Raw genomic sequence first — 15,995 nt, 5'->3', positions numbered from 1 at the left:
TATCATTCATTGTGATATATTTCACAATAGAAAGCGCTATCCTTTCTCAAAGCTGTGACAACAAAATGAACGCTCCGGGATTGACAACGGTTGCATAGAGGCTGACAATGGGGAAAGAAGATGAGAAATTGTAAATATAAGGAGGGGAGAATTCATGTCGACGAATACCCGCCGAAGCCCTGAAATTGTTACGTTTGGCGAAAGCATGGGTTTGCTGACAGCAAAGGATACAAGAGGTCTCGAATATGCCGCGACATTAGACAAATCATTTGGTGGCGCAGAGAGTAATCTGGCGATTGGTGTATCCCGGCTTGGACATACCAGCGGCTGGTTTGGCCGTCTGGGTAATGATCCGATCGGTAACATGATCTTGAAGGCTATTCGTGGTGAAGGTGTAGATGTATCCAGAGCAAGGATGAGCGACAAAGAACCTACCGGTTTGATGATTCGTGAGAACGCTTCCGGGAAAGCCTCGGTGCATTATTATAGGAAGCTGTCCGCTGCAAGTGCGATTACTCCTGAGGATCTGGATACAGATTATATCGCGGGTGCGCAGATCCTTCACGTTACAGGCATCACCGCAGCAATAAGCGCGTCGGGACTTGCTACTGTTGAAGCTGCTATACATATAGCCAAGCAGGCTGGTGTGAAAGTGAGTTTTGATCCGAATCTGCGTCTTAAGCTGTGGTCGGCTGAAGAAGCGCGTCCTGTTCTGCTTCGTCTGGCTGAGCAAGCCGATTATTTCTTGCCGGGTCTGGACGAGATGAAACTTCTGTATAACGAAGAAGATGATCAAAAAGTACTTGAGCGTTTGTCCGCCATGAATGCAGTCTGTATCGTGAAGGGCGGCCCTGATTTGACCTACGTATTGGTGAATGGTACCCTAACGGAAGTTCCGTACTTCAAGGCAGATCATGTCCTGGATACGGTTGGGGCAGGAGATGGATTCTGTGCGGGCTTTCTGTCCGGCCTTCTTAAAGGATATTCCCCGCAGGAGGCGACCCGCCTGGGGAATTTGACCGGTTCCATGGTTATACAGGCTGTTGGCGATTGGGAGGCGCTTCCGACGTGGGAGCAGGTCGAGGCCAAGCTGAACAATGTAGCTCATGTTGAGCGCTAGTCGCTGCTGATATCATAATGTCTCATCTTCGTTCATTAATGTAAGGCTTGTAATACACAACCACATTGACAAGGGAGAGAATGAAATGAAGAAGCTTCAGCTGCTGCAAAAAATAACGGACAGTGGGGTTGTAGCGGTTCTGCGTGCAGATTCTGCTGATCAGGTTATCGCCATGGCCGAGCAAGCCATCGCGGGTGGCATCAAGATTATCGAGATTACGATGACGGTGCCTAGTGCCCTCAAAGCTATCGAGAAATTAAGCCGTGTATACCATTGGAACACACAAGATCCAGAGAAATTTGCCATTATTGGAGCTGGAACAGTGCTCGAACCCCAGACAGCGCGTGCCGCAATTATGTCAGGGGCGGAGTTTGTTGTGGGTCCTTCCCTGAACCCGGACACTGTGAAAATTTGCAACCTATACCGGATTCCGATTCTCCCAGGTGTGATGACCATTGCGGATGTACAACGTGCACTGGAACTTGGCGTGGATATTGTGAAGTTGTTCCCGGGTAATCTCTACGATCCGTCCATAATCAAAACGATGAAGGGACCTATGCCACAAGCGAATTTCATGCCGACTGGTGGGGTTTCCTTGTCCAATCTGGGTGACTGGATCAAGGGAGGCGCCGTTGCTGTAGGTATCGGTTCTGACCTTACAACGGAAGCAGTGAAGACGGGGGACTTGAGTCATGTTCGCCGCAAAGCAGAACAATATATGGATGCTTACCGCAAGGCCAAGGCCGAATAGCAATGAATGATGGAGAAGGGGAGCCTCAGGAATGAAGGCTCCCGTTCTGCAAGCCGCGGAACCTGCGGAAGTGCAGAAAGGTGATGAACGTTGAGAAACCGATATAATACAGGGCGCAAGAAGAGGGGCATAGGGAAATTCCTGCTCGTTCTTCTGGCGCTCATTGTCATTGGGTGTGGGTTTGTGGCCTGGAAGCTGTTTACGCCTTATGGACCACAGGAGATGGCTCAGACAGCTATGGAAACTGCAAATCAGGTGACAGTAACTGAAAAAGACAGCTGGATTGATTTTGTGCCGGACAAATCTGCTGGGGTGAGTGTTATTTTTTATCCAGGCGGATTGGTTAAACCGGAAAGTTATGCACCTCTTGCCCATGAACTTGCGGCAGCAGGACATCATACCATTATTGCGAAAATGCCGGTAAATCTGGCGGTACTCAAGCAGAATCTCGCAGATGACATTATTAAAGCCTATCCGGATGAACCATTTGTTATGGGAGGGCATTCTCTTGGTGGATCGATGGCGGCACGTTATGCGGCTTCCCATCCAGATGCACTTCAGGGCATCTTTTTCCTCGCATCCTATCCGGATGAAAAAGGCAGTGTGAAGTCACTGGGAATACCCGCGTTATCCATCCTGGGGACTAATGATGAAGTTGTGAATGCCACGAAGTATCAGAATGGTCGGGCATATTTGCCAGAAGATACGGTGTATTACACCATCGAAGGTGGTAACCATTCGCAGTTCGGTGACTATGGCCACCAGAGCGGTGACGGCGAAGCTGGGGTCAGTGAAGAGGAGCAGCTGTCCCAAACGGTTAAAACGACTGTAGGTTGGCTGGATACCATTAAGTAAGCTGCAAGTTCATTGGTGAATGTCACCAATCCATAGCAGACGGGAAGTGGAGGTGATACGTATGTCCATGCTTCAAATCCGTGGTAAGCAAGTTACGTGCCGAGGCATTCTATTTGATAAGGATGGTACGCTGCTGGATTTCTTACAGCTATGGGGGCCGTGGGCGGAGTCTTTGCTGAATCAGCTGGAGTCACAACTGTCAGAGCTTGGGGCCTCGTTCACGGTGGAGCGTGAGCAAGTTCTCGGTACGGTCCGCAATCGCGAAGGTCATCTGATCGGATATGATCTTCAAGGGCCATTGGCTATTGCCACGGTGGACGAGAGCAATGGTTTGCTTGCTGGGCAGTTGTATGCAGCAGGCATGCCTTGGAATGAAGCAATCACTACGATCCGCCATTTTTCCAGTGTCGCCATGGGTGAGGTAAGGCAGAGAAAAATGGCAGAATCGCTGCCTGGACTAAATGCATTCTTGCAGAGCTGCAAGGAAGCATCGATTCCCATGGCAGTCGTCACTTCGGACAACACAGCTGCTGCCGAGGAGCATATGGAGTGGATGGGAATCCGGTCGTATTTTACATCGATTGTTGGCAGTGACCGGGTGACTCGGGGCAAACCGGATGGAGAGGCTGCGGTTCTGGCTTGCCGGGAATTACATATTCTTCCTGAGGAGGCTGTTGTGATCGGTGACAGCAATGGGGATATGCAGATGGGACGCAACGCAGGGGTGTCCTATAGGATTGGTTTCTGTCCAGAAGTCGAGGGAAGCCACTATTTATATGACGCCGATGCCATTATCCAAAATTATGATGAGTTAAAAATCATCTCTGAACGTTCCTCACAGGGGTGATCTCGTAAAGGAGGAGAGAGGATGAACGCAACAGAACAACTGGCTGCCTGGATTAAGGAAAGTTCAAATATTGTTTTTTTCGGAGGGGCCGGAACTTCAACGGAAAGCGGGATTCCCGACTTCCGCTCTGCCGCTGGCTTATACCAGACAGAGCAGCATTCACCTTATCCACCCGAAGAGCTGCTGAGCCGACATTTTTTTGACCAGCATGCTGATATTTTTTATGATTTTTATCGAGGCAAAATGCTTCATCCCGATGCGATGCCCAACGGCTGCCATCGACTGCTCGCCAGATTGGAGCAGGAAGGAAAACTTCAGGCGGTTATCACACAAAATATCGACGGGTTGCACCAGAAGGCTGGCAGCAGCAATGTCCTGGAGCTTCATGGTTCGATCCATCGAAACGCCTGTATGGATTGCAAGAGGTTTTACGGGTTGGATGACATTATTACGGCAAAAGATACGGTTCCTCGCTGCACTGCGTGTGGTGGCGTGATCAAGCCGGATGTCGTACTGTATGAAGAGGAGCTGGACCAGACGATTTTATATCGTTCGGTTGATGCACTGTCCTCGGCGGATTTGCTGCTGGTAGGTGGAACTTCATTAACGGTGTATCCTGCCGCTCAATTGATTACGTATTTTCAAGGGAAACACACGGTCTTGCTGAATGCTACACCTACGGCTTACGACAGGCAGGCTGATTTGCTGATTACAGACCCTATTGGTGAGGTAATGAATAAGATGGACCAGCTTCTTGGTTAAATGTAAGTCAACATTGTCCGAATAACCGCATTCTCCGGCATACGGACCGGGTACTAGAGGCGGAACCTGGGGAAAGAAGGGATTCATGATGGTCTACGTAGCCAGCGATGCACGCTACGAAACAATGAAATACAACCGCGTTGGACGTTCAGGATTGAAACTGCCAGCGATTTCACTTGGGTTATGGCATAATTTTGGTGGCATTAATAATGCGGAGAACGGCCGAAATATGATCACCCGTTCGTTTGATCTGGGCATTACGCATTTTGACCTTGCCAACAATTATGGTCCGCCAGCAGGTTCTGCTGAGCAGTTATTCGGTCAGGTATTGGCGCAGGATCTGAAGCCATATCGAGATGAACTTGTCATCTCCACCAAAGCCGGGTACTATATGTGGCCTGGACCTTACGGTGAGTGGGGTTCTCGTAAAAACCTGGTTTCCAGTCTCAATCAGAGCTTGAAGCGCATGGGTCTCGATTACGTAGACATCTTTTATTCTCATCGTTATGATCCCGAAACACCTCTGGAAGAAACGATGATGGCGCTGGACCATACTGTTCGTTCCGGCAAAGCATTGTACGTCGGCATCTCCAACTATCCTGCTGAACAGACGAAGCAGGCGGCCGAGATTCTCAAAGGGCTGGGTACACCTCTGTTGATTCATCAACCCAAATATTCCATGCTGGATCGCTGGATTGAAGGTGGGTTGCAGGATGTACTTGATGAGTATGGAACAGGCAGCATTGCCTTTTGTCCATTGGCACAAGGCGTGCTCACCAACAAATATCTGAATGGTATTCCAGAAGATTCACGTGCCAAGGGCCCGTCTGTATTCTTGAATGAAAACAACATCTCACCAGAGACATTACGCAAAGTACGTGCTTTGAACCAGATTGCAGCATCGCGTGGTCAGAGTCTGGCCCAATTTGCGCTCGCCTGGGTATTGCGTGATGGCAAGGTAACTTCTGCACTAATTGGTGCAAGTCGCCCTTCGCAGATTGAAGAGAATGTGGCTGCTCTCAGCCAGTTGGAATTCTCCTCAGAGGAATTGGAGCGTATTGAATCGATTCTCCGTCCGGAACCGGATCATAAATAAAGTTCAAAAGGTGCATCTTAGCCATAATGGCTGGATGCACCTTTTTTGTCTCTTATTATTTAAGCTGATCTACGGGATAGAAGATCCTGCTTTTGATTACAGGTTATCGCTGGTTCGGTGGTACTTGGCGTGTCGTTTGATGCATGGCCCTGTTAAGAATGTTCTCCCGGTACAGACTAGGAGCTTCCCCATGGAATCGCTTGAACTGTTTGGAGAAATACAGCGCATCTGGCAACCCCACGGAGGCCGATACCTGTTCAATGGACAGATCCGGACGTTCACGCAGCAGTTGGCGCGATTTGTCGATCCTTAGTTTCAGCAGGTAGGTAACTGGGGATAGCCCGGTTTCCTGTTTGAAAATGCGGGACAGGTACGCGCGGTTATAGCCAAGACTGGCTGACATTTGCTCAATTGAGACAGGGTAGGCATATTGGGTAGACATGTATTGAATCATCTGTTTCACAGTTCGTCGTATTGAAGATTCACCTGGTATTAAGGTTTGCCCCTGAGAAAGGTGATTTTGTGCCTCGGCTAGAATCATATATAACGTACCCAATGATGTAAAATGAGAGCTTTCTTTCCGCTCGGCAAAAGCCGTCTGCATCACGGATAACCAGTCGGAAATACCGCACGAAGGACCGGCATGAAAGACGGATTTCTCCGGACGGAAGCCTGCTTCCTCTATATGCTTTGCAGCCTGGCTGCCGGTAAAGGCCATCCAGCGGTATTGCCAGGGATTCCGGGTATGGGATTGGTAGCTTACAAGCTGCCCTGGTTGAATAAGGAAACAATCTCCTGCGGATAGTTCGTAGGTATGTAGTTCAGTACGGAATGTACCGGCTCCTTTTTCTACATAGTGCAATAGATAATAATCGTATAGCTTCGGTCCAAGGGCGTGACCGGGAAGGGTCTGGCTTGCGCCTGCAAAGAGGACATGCAATGCCCCTTTTTCATAATAAACAGGATTGGAGGCAACCGAGTAGCTGAGTGCTCCACTTTTGCCAGAGGTTTCCGGAATATGTTTTATCGGATCTACCGAAGCCCCCATTGGACCTTCCTTACGTTGTTCAGTCATGATGACATTCCTTTCCTTCCTGGATGTTCCATTCATTATACGTCGAAAGGTCACATTTATCCATATGGAACACACATGGTTGCATTTCAAGGGGAACCGCCTTCTTGTATAATAACATTAAGAAAACCAACAACATTGAGATGGGGTGCAGCAGCAATGAACATAAATGAATTGAAACAAAAGTTTATTGACAAGTACGGAGAGAGTGGAGCGGACATCCGTGTGTTCCATGCCCCTGGGCGTGTGAATCTGATCGGTGAGCACATTGACTATAACGGGGGATATGTGCTTCCGGCAGCGCTTGAATTCGGTACCACTTTGATTATCCGTGAGCGTGAGGACAACAAGTTGCAGTTGGCTTCCACAAATATGTCCTATGAAGGAACGCTGGATACGTCTTCGATTGGCAAAGAGAAAACAGGGGAATGGACGGATTACCCGGTTGGCGTCATGGTTGAACTGCAAGGCAAAGGCGTAAAAGTAACCAAAGGTTATGATTTCCTCTATCATGGAGAAATTCCAAATGGCGCAGGACTTTCCTCTTCCGCATCGCTGGAGGTACTTACTGGGTATGCCATCCAGTCGCTTGAAGGTGTGAAGGATATTGACACGGTTCAACTGGCGCTGCTGTCCCAAAAGGCAGAGAACGAATTCGTCGGCGTCAACTGTGGCATCATGGATCAGTTCGCTGTAGCCAATGGAGCAGAGGATCATGCGATCCTGCTGATGTGTGACACTCTTGAATATGAAAAAGTGCCTTTCCGTACCGGCGCCTACAAGCTGGTCATTGGTAACACGAACAAACGTCGAGGGTTGGTGGACTCGGCTTACAATGAACGTCGCTCCCAATGTGAGCAGGCACTTGCCATTTTGAAAGAACAACTGCCTGCACTGAACTATCTGGCGCAACTTACACCTGAACAATTCGTTACACTGCAGGATCACATCAAGGATGAGAAGGTAAGACAGCGTGCCCAGCACGTCGTGGAAGAAAATGCACGTGTGCTTGCATCAGTGGATGCACTGCGTGATAACGATCTGGAAACTTTCGGCAAGCTGATGAATGCTTCTCATGAATCCCTTCGTTATCTATATGAAGTGAGCTGCGAAGAACTGGACGTGATGGTTGAAGAGGCTCAACGTATTCCAGGCACTCTGGGTGCTCGGATGACTGGTGCGGGATTTGGTGGATGTACGGTATCTCTTGTGCATGAAGACGATGTAGAGCGTTTTGTAAGTGAAGTTGGAGCGGCATATGAAGCACGTACCAGTCTCAAAGGCGAGTTCTATGTATGCGGAGTAGGCGACGGCGTTAAAGAATTGAAGGAGGCGAAGTAAGATGGCGATTTTGGTGACAGGTGGAGCAGGATATATTGGTTCTCATACGGTAGCGGCTTTGTTGGAGCGAGGCGAAGAGGTCGTTGTACTGGATAACTTGCAGACAGGGCATCGTGAAGCTCTGCTGGGCGGAAAATTGTATGAAGGTGATCTGCGTGACAAGGAACTTCTGGCGAAGCTGTTCGCTGAGAACTCCATTGATGCAGTCATCCACTTTGCAGCTAACTCACTGGTTGGCGAGAGCATGAAAGATCCTGTTAAATACTATGACAACAACGTATTTGGCACACTCTGTCTGTTGGAAGCGATGAATGCAGCGAATGTACGTCGCATCGTCTTCTCCTCCACAGCTGCGACTTACGGCGAGCCGGAGAAAGTGCCGATTGAAGAGAGCGACCGCACAGAGCCTACGAATGTATATGGTGAAACCAAGCTGATGATGGAACGCATGATGTCCTGGTTCGATAAAGTACAGGAAATCAAATACGTCTCCCTTCGTTACTTTAACGCAGCCGGAGCCCATGAGAGCGGCAAAATCGGTGAAGATCACCAGCCTGAGAGCCATCTCATTCCACTCGTACTGCAAACCGCACTGAAACAACGTCCGCACATCGCCGTGTTCGGTGACGACTACGCAACAGAAGATGGAACCTGTGTACGTGATTACATCCACGTAAGTGATCTGGCGGATGCGCATCTGCGGGCCGTAGATTATCTTCGTAAAGGGGAGAACAGCAACGTGTTCAACCTGGGCAACGGTCAAGGCTTCTCTGTTAAACAGGTTATTGAGACGGCTAAGAAAGTAACCGGACTGGACATTCCAGTTGTACAGGAACCACGTCGTGCGGGTGATCCGGCTGTACTGGTGGCTTCATCTGCCAAAGCAAGATCCGTACTGGGCTGGAATCCGAAATGGACGAATCTCGAAGATGTTATTCAAAGCGCATGGAGCTGGCATCAGTCTCACCCTGACGGCTACGGAAAAAACTAGGAGGCGAACATCGATATGTCACAGACTCATATTGCAGCAGGCGCCACAGAGCGGACACCGGAGCAGCAGGAAGCACTGCATGCCATTGAACGTCTGGTAGCATTTGCCTTGCAGAACAAATTGATTGAAGAAGCGGATCGGGATTACAGCCGTAATCTTCTGCTGGAACAGTTCGGGTTCTCCGAGCCGTATGCTGGAGTATTGAACGAGACGGTGTTGGATGGACCCCAACCATTGCTGGACACGCTGATTGATTATGGATTCGAAATTGGACTTATACCTGAAAATACCGACACGTACCGTGATTTGCTCGATGCGAAAATTATGGGTCAATTGATGGCCCGTCCATCCGAGGTGGTGCGCGCATTCCGTTATACCGAGCAGACCGAAGGCATCGAAGCGGCTACCTCGCAATTCTATGAGCTTTCGATTCATTCCAACTACATTCGGATGGACCGCATTTCCAAGAATGTGTATTGGACACAGCATACAGCTTATGGAGATATGGAGATTACGATCAACCTCTCCAAGCCGGAGAAAAGTCCGAAGGAAATCGCGATGGCCAAGCTGCTTCCGCCTCCGGTATATCCGAAATGCCAACTCTGTCGTGAAAATGTGGGCTATGCCGGTCGGGTCAACCACCCGGCACGTCAAAACCTGCGTGTCATTCCATTGGAATTGAACGGCGAACCTTGGTTTTTCCAATACTCGCCATATGTGTACTACAACGAGCACTGCATTATTTTCCATCACGATCATGTGCCGATGAAATTGACCAAAGATACGCTGCGCAGGCTGCTGGCCTTCGTGGGAGAGTATCCGCATTACTTTATCGGTTCCAATGCCGATCTGCCCATCGTTGGCGGCTCCATCCTGACGCATGACCATTTCCAGGGTGGACGTCATACCTTTGCCATTCAAAATGCGAAGCCAGAGGCGGTATTCCGCCACGCTGGTTCACCGGGACTTACGCTCAGTCTTGTAAAATGGCCAATGTCCGTACTGCGGCTGGCCTCACAGGATCCGGCTGAGTTGCTGGAAGCGGGGAATGCCGTTTATGAAGCGTGGAAGGTATACAGTGATTCTACGGTGGAGATCGAAGCATTCAGTGAGGTTGATGGAGAGCGGATTCCACACAATACAGTGACTCCAATCGTTCGTCGCAGTGCGGACGGAGGATATGAGATGGACCTCGTTCTGCGGAACAATCGCACGAATGATGAACATCCTGAAGGGATTTTCCACCCGCATCGCGAAATGCATCATCTGAAAAAAGAGAACATTGGACTCATCGAAGTGATGGGGCTTGCAATTCTGCCAGGTCGTTTGAAAGAAGAGCTGGACAGCATCGCGGATATTCTTGCTGGGGATACCCAACTTGCTGAGGCGGCCAAAGCCTCCGAACATGTGTTGAATAAACATCTGGGCTGGGCAGAAGAATTGATCGAACGTTTCGGTCCCAACCTGAACAAGGAGCAAGCTGTTGCGCTTGTGCAACAGGAAGTCGGCTTGAAATTCGCCGAGATTCTGGAGCATGCGGGTGTTTACAAATATGATGAGGCAGGACGTCAAGCATTCCGTCGTTTTGTAAGCAGCATGGGATACACCGAATAAACATGATAACGAGGAACACCAGCCCATATAAGGGCTGGTGTTTTTGGTACTTCTTTTCTATGCACACATGCATAATCTTAGAAGAAAAGTCATGGACACTCCTTATCATTTGAAGAAAAGGGGATACGAAAATGGAAAAAAAGGTTTTGAATTTACCATTAGTTACCGATGCAGAGGAATTGCAGACCATGGTAGGAGAACCAAGCGAACAAGTACTCAACAAGGTGATTTCCTTTGTGGACACACATGTACAGCACTTTCTGTCCATGTCGCCATTATTCTTCCTGTCCACTTCAGACAGTTTAAGTAAAAGGGATGTATCCCCTCGCGGCGATGAGGCAGGCTTTGTGAAAGTGTTGGATCAATATCGGCTTGTCTATCCCGAACGTCCGGGTAATCGCCGTATCGATTCGTTGCTGAACATCCTGTCCAACCCTGGAGTTGGCATGATTTTTCTAATTCCGGGTATGAATGAAGTGCTGCGGATCAATGGGAGGGCCTCAATTACGAAGGATGAGGAATTTATCGCGAGCATGGGGTGGAGCGGCAAAACCATCGGGGCTGCTGTCATTGTGGATGTGGAAGAATGTTTCATTCATTGTCCAAGAGCGTTTAAACAGGCGGGAATATGGTCTTCTGAGACATGGGTGGATAAGGAAAGTCTGCCTTCAACCAGTGAAATGTTCCGTGCACACTTGCAAATTAATGGATTGCTATAAAGTGAGTGGCTATCGATTTGTTTTTGTATAATCGGGGTACTATAATTGGAGTTGCACTAAAAATTCTAAACTCCATTGGAGGCGACATAGATATGAGATCTTTTCAATTTTATAATCCAACCCGATTGATTTTCGGTAAAGGTCAGCTGGAAGCACTGAAAACCGAAGTACCGAAATACGGTAAACGGGTTCTGCTTGTATATGGTGGCGGCAGTATCAAACGCAGCGGTTTGTACGAGCAGGTGATCGGACTGCTGAAGGAAGTTGGAGCTGAGGTTACAGAGCTGGCTGGTGTAGAACCGAACCCGCGTCTTTCGACTGTTCACAAAGGCGTAGACCTCTGCAAAACGAACAACATTGACCTGGTCCTCGCTGTAGGCGGCGGCAGTGTACTGGATTGTGCCAAAGCGATTGCCGTAGGTGCCAAGTATGATGGCGATATGTGGGATTTTGCTCAGCGTAAAGCCGTTGCACAGGATGCTCTTCCGCTCGGAACCGTGCTGACAATGGCTGCAACGGGCTCGGAAATGAACTCTGGATCGGTTATCACCAATCAGGATACACAGGAGAAGTTGGGCTGGGGCAGCGCGTATTCGTTCCCTGCGTTCTCGATCCTTGATCCGGTAAATACATATACCGTTCCTTTGGACCAAACGGTTTATGGCATGGTTGATATGATGTCCCACGTACTGGAGCATTACTTCCATCTGGATGCCAACACACCGGTTCAGCTCGGATTCTGTGAGACGATTCTGCGCACAGTTATGGATGCAGCCCCTCGTCTGGTTGAAGACCTGGAGAACTATGAACTGCGTGAAACGATTCTGTACTGCGGAACGATGGCATTGAACGGCGTACTGAACATGGGTCTCGCGGGTGACTGGGCTACTCACAATATCGAACACGCGGTATCCGCAGTGTATGACATTCCGCATGGCGGAGGGCTCGCGATTCTGTTCCCGCACTGGATGAAGCATAATGTGGACGTCAATGTGGATCGGTTCAAACGTCTCGCGATCAATGTGTTTGAAGTTAACCCTGAAGGTAAATCGGACAAACAGATTGCTGAAGAAGGAATTGAAGCGTTGAGCAAATTCTGGACATCCATTGGTGCGCCTAACCGTCTGGCTGATTATGATATCGATGACAGCCAAATCGAAGTTATGGCTGATAAAGCCATGCTCTTCGGCCCATTTGGTAACTTCAAAAAATTGCAACGTGAAGATGTTGTATCCATCTACAAGGCTTCTCTGTAAAAACAAAACGCAAAAGGCACAGCAATGTGTTCTGGAACCGCACGTCTCCTTTAACGGAGATTTGCGGTTTTTTGTTGTGAATAAGAGCCAATCGGAGATTGTTCCAGCAACGGGGCCATATTGCGAGGAGAATAACCATTATCGGGTCTGGAAACCAAATGAGGAAAGATTTTGAAACATAACGGCACCTTGCTACGTATTTATTTACATGAGGAATGCCCAGTTGGATGGAATTGCGGCAGAAGAGAGGAGGAACGGGGAATGGAGTCAATCTATTGGGGGTGTCTAATTGGAGGAGCCATATTTGCAGTTGTCAGCCTTGTACTAGGTGACTTGATTGATGGCTTGCTGGACGGGGCCTTTGAATTGCCAGGCCTTGATTTTTTCAAACCTGTTGTGCTGGCCGGTTCCATAACAACCTTTGGCGGAGCCGGTATTATGCTGACACGTTATAGCTCGTTAAGTGCAATTTCGGCATTGATACTATCCCTGCTTATAGGTATTGCTGCAGCCATGCTGGTATTCTTTGCATATATCAAGCCGATGCGTAACAGTGACGTTTCCATTGCGTTTTCCATGAAAGAGCTATCCGGGAAAATTGGAGAAATTACCATTCCGGTACCGGAAAAAGGTTTTGGTGAAGTCATGATCAAAATTGCTGCCGGTAATACGGTGCACACGGCATCCAGCTTTGAACATCGTCCCATTGCGGCGGGAGCGCGTGTTGTAGTTGTGGATGTAACCGAAGGTGTCCTGCGAGTATCGGAATGGGATGAAGATGTACTTAAAAATGTTTAAGGTAGTTTAACCGTTAGCAGTGTAAGAAGTCATGTATGAATAAGGGGAGAGATGTGGAATGGATTTGAATTTGGATTGGGATGTATTGTTGATTCCTGCAGTTGTGGTAGGTGTTATTCTGATTCTTGGTTTGGCGTTCTGGGCGAGGTACAAAACGGTTGGGCCGGATGAAGCCATGATCGTTACGGGTTCATTCCTGGGAAGTAAAAATATATCCGACGATGACTCCGGACGAAAAATTAAAATTGTTCGTGGAGGCGGCGCATTTATCTTGCCAGTGTTCCAGCAGTCAGAGTTTATCTCGCTGTTGTCCCACAAGCTGGACGTTTCCACGCCGGAAGTATACACGGAACAAGGGGTACCGGTCATTGCCGATGGTGTCGCCATTATCAAGGTCGGAAGCTCTGTAGAAGACGTGGCTACTGCAGCCGAGCAATTTATCGGTAAGCCGGTAGAATCGTTAAGAGGTGAAGCGCAGGAAGTTCTGGAAGGGCATTTGCGGGCCATCCTCGGAACGATGACGGTGGAAGAAGTATACCGTAACCGCGATCGCTTCGCGCAAGAGGTTCAAGGTGTAGCTGCCAGGGATCTGAAAAAAATGGGACTGCAAATTGTCTCTTTTACCATCAAAGATGTTCGTGACAAACAAGGTTATCTGGATGCCCTCGGTAAACCGAGGATAGCAGCCGTCAAGCGGGATGCTGAAATTGCGGAAGCGGAAGCGATGCGGGATGCACGTATTCAGAAGGCTAATGCGGAAGAGCAGGGGCAAAAAGCCGAGTTGCTGCGTGATACGAATATCGCTGAAGCTGCAAAAGAGAAGGAACTGAAAGTAGCGACATTTAAGCGGGATCAGGATACAGCTAAAGCCGAAGCGGATCAGGCGTACCATATCCACGAAGCACGTGCGAGACAAACCGTGGTGGAAGAAGAGATGAAGGTTGAGCTCGTTCGTAAAGAACGTGAGATCGATCTGCAAGAGAAAGAAATTATCGTACGTGAGAAGCAATATGATGCTGAAGTGAAGAAAAAGGCAGAAGCAGACCGTTATGCGGTGGAGCAGGCTGCCGAAGCGGATAAAGCCAAAAGAATGCGTGAAGCCGATGCGGTACAGTACTCCATTGAAACGCATGCAAAAGCTACTGCCGAGCAGAAGCGTCTCGAAGGTCAGGCGATGGCAGATGCTGAACGCGCTAAAGGTACAGCAGATGCAGAGGTTATTCGCCTCCGGGGTCTGGCGGAAGCAGAAGCGAAGGAAAAACTGGCCGAGGCGTTCCAAAAGTTCGGTGAAGCTGCCGTGCTCGATATCATCGTCAAAATGCTGCCTGAACTTGCTGGTAAAATTGCGGAGCCGATCTCCTCGATTGATAAGCTGACTGTTGTGGACACAGGTAAAGGTGAAGGCGCCACTCGTGTAAGTAATTATGTAACTGAGCTCATGGCGACGGCTCCTGAGATGCTCAAAAGTGTCTCCGGCATTGATGTGGAGCAGTTAATTAAAGGTCTCACCAAACCTAAAACAACAGCACCGGTTGCTATTCAACAGAGTGAACCTGTTACAACCCCATCGATAATCGATAAGATTGTGGAAAAAGCTGGAGTTGAAGATTAAGACAACGAATCATAACGCACTCATGCTCTATTGACCTTAAGGCAAATTTTTGTTACTTTTTAAGCGAGACGTCCGGCGCGGTTTGCCCGCTTCCGGATGTCTTTTCTTACTTAATAGGGTGTGACTGAATCACACCTAAGATGGTGTGAAAAAAGAGGTGCAAACATTGAGTAGCCTGCAAGTAGCCAAAGCGCTAAATAATAATGTAATTATTGCACAGCATCCTGAGCATGGAGAAGTTGTCGTGATTGGTAAAGGCATCGGCTTCAATCGGAAGACGAAAGACATTATTCCACTGATGGCTGTGGAGAAGATGTTCATTTTGAGAAACCAGCAGGAGCAGGAGCAGTATAAACAGCTTCTTCCACAAGTTGATGAAGCATTGATCGAAATTATTAACGAAGTCATTACGTATATTGCAGAACATACAGACGTTCCTTTAAATGAACATATTCATATCGCATTGACCGACCATATTTCTTTTGCATTAAAACGAAAAGAACAAGGGATTGTCATTCAGAATCCTTTTCTATATGAGACCCGTGAAATCTATCCTGACGAATATCGCATGGGCGAATATGCAGTTCGTTTGATTAAAGAAAAACTGGGCGTAGATCTGGGAATGGATGAAATCGGTTTTATTGCGCTCCACATCTACAGTGCGATGACCAACCAAAATATTTCTCAAGTTCGCGAGCATTCCCAACTGATTACCGATTTGGTGAGTCTGGTGTCCACCCAACTGGATTATTCGTTTGAGACGCAGTCACTGGATTACTCCCGGTTACTGACTCATCTTCGGTTTGCCTTGGAACGAGTCCGTCGGGGAGATAAAGTGGAAGAAATCCACAAATTGGATTCCCTATTGAAGTTAGAATATCCTGAAATGTACTCGCTTGCATGGAAGCTGACGAAGGTGATGGAAAAAAGGTTGAATCTTCCAGTGTATCCTGCTGAAGTAGGGTATCTGACCATCCATTTGCAGCGACTGAATCAAAGGAAAGAAGAAGACAACCAGTGAATTTTTTCCACAAGTGGAATTGCAGTTTGAGAAATTTCTTGTAAAGGCTTGCATCGTTTTTGAAGTGATGCTACAATGGTCTCCGTAATCAAGCAACTGAATAAACACAAACGACGTGTTACTGATTCGATCAGGCATGA

At 48.3% G+C, this 15,995-nt stretch carries 15 protein-coding genes; 14 read left to right on the top strand and 1 reads right to left on the bottom strand.

The features are described from left to right. Positions 1–154: 154 nt before the first annotated feature. The 6 genes from BMY78_RS24370 to mgrA all read left to right on the top strand — a co-directional run bounded on the left by BMY78_RS24370 (position 155) and on the right by mgrA (position 5,431). Entirely contained in the window at positions 155–1,120 is a 966-nt protein-coding gene (locus BMY78_RS24370) for a sugar kinase (RefSeq protein WP_090903947.1), read from the top strand. Positions 1,121–1,205: 85 nt separating this feature from the next. Further along, a complete protein-coding gene (locus BMY78_RS24365; protein ID WP_024633088.1) occupies positions 1,206–1,871 on the top strand; it encodes a bifunctional 2-keto-4-hydroxyglutarate aldolase/2-keto-3-deoxy-6-phosphogluconate aldolase in 666 nt (221 codons plus the stop codon). Between the two features lie 90 nt (positions 1,872–1,961). Next, positions 1,962–2,726, top strand: a complete 765-nt coding sequence (locus BMY78_RS24360) for an alpha/beta fold hydrolase (RefSeq protein ID WP_090903946.1) — start codon at positions 1,962–1,964, stop codon at positions 2,724–2,726. Between the two features lie 61 nt (positions 2,727–2,787). Next, positions 2,788–3,573, top strand: a complete 786-nt coding sequence (locus tag BMY78_RS24355) for an HAD family hydrolase (RefSeq protein ID WP_090903945.1) — start codon at positions 2,788–2,790, stop codon at positions 3,571–3,573. Positions 3,574–3,594: 21 nt separating this feature from the next. After that, positions 3,595–4,335, top strand: coding sequence for an NAD-dependent protein deacylase (locus BMY78_RS24350; protein ID WP_090903944.1), 741 nt, complete (start codon positions 3,595–3,597; stop codon positions 4,333–4,335). An 88-nt stretch (positions 4,336–4,423) separates the two neighbouring features. Then, complete coding sequence (gene mgrA, locus BMY78_RS24345) at positions 4,424–5,431, top strand: L-glyceraldehyde 3-phosphate reductase (protein ID WP_090903943.1); 1,008 nt, start codon at positions 4,424–4,426, stop codon at positions 5,429–5,431. A 103-nt stretch (positions 5,432–5,534) separates the two neighbouring features. On the opposite strand, the gene BMY78_RS24340 is transcribed toward mgrA, so the two are convergent. Next, positions 5,535–6,506, bottom strand: coding sequence for an AraC family transcriptional regulator (locus BMY78_RS24340; RefSeq protein ID WP_090903942.1), 972 nt, complete (start codon positions 6,504–6,506; stop codon positions 5,535–5,537). Between the two features lie 156 nt (positions 6,507–6,662). On the opposite strand from BMY78_RS24340, the gene BMY78_RS24335 reads away from it, so the two are divergent. The 8 genes from BMY78_RS24335 (at position 6,663) to glcT (ending at position 15,855) form a co-directional block, all read left to right on the top strand. After that, complete coding sequence (locus tag BMY78_RS24335) at positions 6,663–7,844, top strand: galactokinase (protein WP_090903941.1); 1,182 nt, start codon at positions 6,663–6,665, stop codon at positions 7,842–7,844. A 1-nt stretch (position 7,845) separates the two neighbouring features. Then, on the top strand, positions 7,846–8,835 hold the full coding sequence (gene galE / locus BMY78_RS24330; protein WP_090903940.1) for a UDP-glucose 4-epimerase GalE: 990 nt from the start codon (positions 7,846–7,848) through the stop codon (positions 8,833–8,835). 15 nt (positions 8,836–8,850) lie between these two features. Continuing rightward, positions 8,851–10,449, top strand: a complete 1,599-nt coding sequence (locus tag BMY78_RS24325; protein WP_090903939.1) for a UDP-glucose--hexose-1-phosphate uridylyltransferase — start codon at positions 8,851–8,853, stop codon at positions 10,447–10,449. Positions 10,450–10,580: 131 nt separating this feature from the next. Then, positions 10,581–11,168, top strand: a complete 588-nt coding sequence (locus BMY78_RS24320) for an MSMEG_1061 family FMN-dependent PPOX-type flavoprotein (protein WP_090903938.1) — start codon at positions 10,581–10,583, stop codon at positions 11,166–11,168. 92 nt (positions 11,169–11,260) lie between these two features. Beyond that, positions 11,261–12,424 (top strand): iron-containing alcohol dehydrogenase, encoded by a 1,164-nt coding sequence (locus BMY78_RS24315; RefSeq protein WP_090903937.1) that lies wholly within the window; start codon positions 11,261–11,263, stop codon positions 12,422–12,424. Positions 12,425–12,685: 261 nt separating this feature from the next. Then, positions 12,686–13,222: an NfeD family membrane protein gene (locus BMY78_RS24310; protein ID WP_090903936.1), complete on the top strand. Its 537-nt coding sequence runs from the start codon at positions 12,686–12,688 to the stop codon at positions 13,220–13,222. Positions 13,223–13,280: 58 nt separating this feature from the next. Continuing rightward, entirely contained in the window at positions 13,281–14,834 is a 1,554-nt protein-coding gene (locus BMY78_RS24305; protein ID WP_090903935.1) for a flotillin family protein, read from the top strand. A 166-nt stretch (positions 14,835–15,000) separates the two neighbouring features. Continuing rightward, positions 15,001–15,855 (top strand): glucose PTS transporter transcription antiterminator GlcT, encoded by an 855-nt coding sequence (gene glcT, locus BMY78_RS24300; protein ID WP_090903934.1) that lies wholly within the window; start codon positions 15,001–15,003, stop codon positions 15,853–15,855. Positions 15,856–15,995 lie beyond the last annotated feature (140 nt).

It is taken from the genome of Paenibacillus sp. OK076, from assembly GCF_900110055.1.
Classification (GTDB): domain Bacteria; phylum Bacillota; class Bacilli; order Paenibacillales; family Paenibacillaceae; genus Paenibacillus.
This window is presented reverse-complemented; position numbering and strand designations above follow the sequence as displayed.

Bases quoted from the DNA above. Each gene is read 5' to 3' on its own strand.
- BMY78_RS24355 (WP_090903945.1), top strand. From the start codon at position 2,788: ATGTCCATGCTTCAAATCCGTGGTAAGCAAGTTACGTGCCGAGGCATT.
- BMY78_RS24320 (WP_090903938.1), top strand. From the start codon at position 10,581: ATGGAAAAAAAGGTTTTGAATTTACCATTAGTTACCGATGCAGAGGAA.
- BMY78_RS24310 (WP_090903936.1), top strand. From the start codon at position 12,686: ATGGAGTCAATCTATTGGGGGTGTCTAATTGGAGGAGCCATATTTGCA.
- BMY78_RS24315 (WP_090903937.1), top strand. From the start codon at position 11,261: ATGAGATCTTTTCAATTTTATAATCCAACCCGATTGATTTTCGGTAAA.
- BMY78_RS24340 (WP_090903942.1), bottom strand. From the start codon at position 6,506: ATGACTGAACAACGTAAGGAAGGTCCAATGGGGGCTTCGGTAGATCCG.
- BMY78_RS24370 (WP_090903947.1), top strand. From the start codon at position 155: ATGTCGACGAATACCCGCCGAAGCCCTGAAATTGTTACGTTTGGCGAA.
- BMY78_RS24350 (WP_090903944.1), top strand. From the start codon at position 3,595: ATGAACGCAACAGAACAACTGGCTGCCTGGATTAAGGAAAGTTCAAAT.
- BMY78_RS24335 (WP_090903941.1), top strand. From the start codon at position 6,663: ATGAACATAAATGAATTGAAACAAAAGTTTATTGACAAGTACGGAGAG.
- BMY78_RS24325 (WP_090903939.1), top strand. From the start codon at position 8,851: ATGTCACAGACTCATATTGCAGCAGGCGCCACAGAGCGGACACCGGAG.
- BMY78_RS24365 (WP_024633088.1), top strand. From the start codon at position 1,206: ATGAAGAAGCTTCAGCTGCTGCAAAAAATAACGGACAGTGGGGTTGTA.
- mgrA (WP_090903943.1), top strand. From the start codon at position 4,424: ATGGTCTACGTAGCCAGCGATGCACGCTACGAAACAATGAAATACAAC.
- BMY78_RS24305 (WP_090903935.1), top strand. From the start codon at position 13,281: ATGGATTTGAATTTGGATTGGGATGTATTGTTGATTCCTGCAGTTGTG.
- galE (WP_090903940.1), top strand. From the start codon at position 7,846: ATGGCGATTTTGGTGACAGGTGGAGCAGGATATATTGGTTCTCATACG.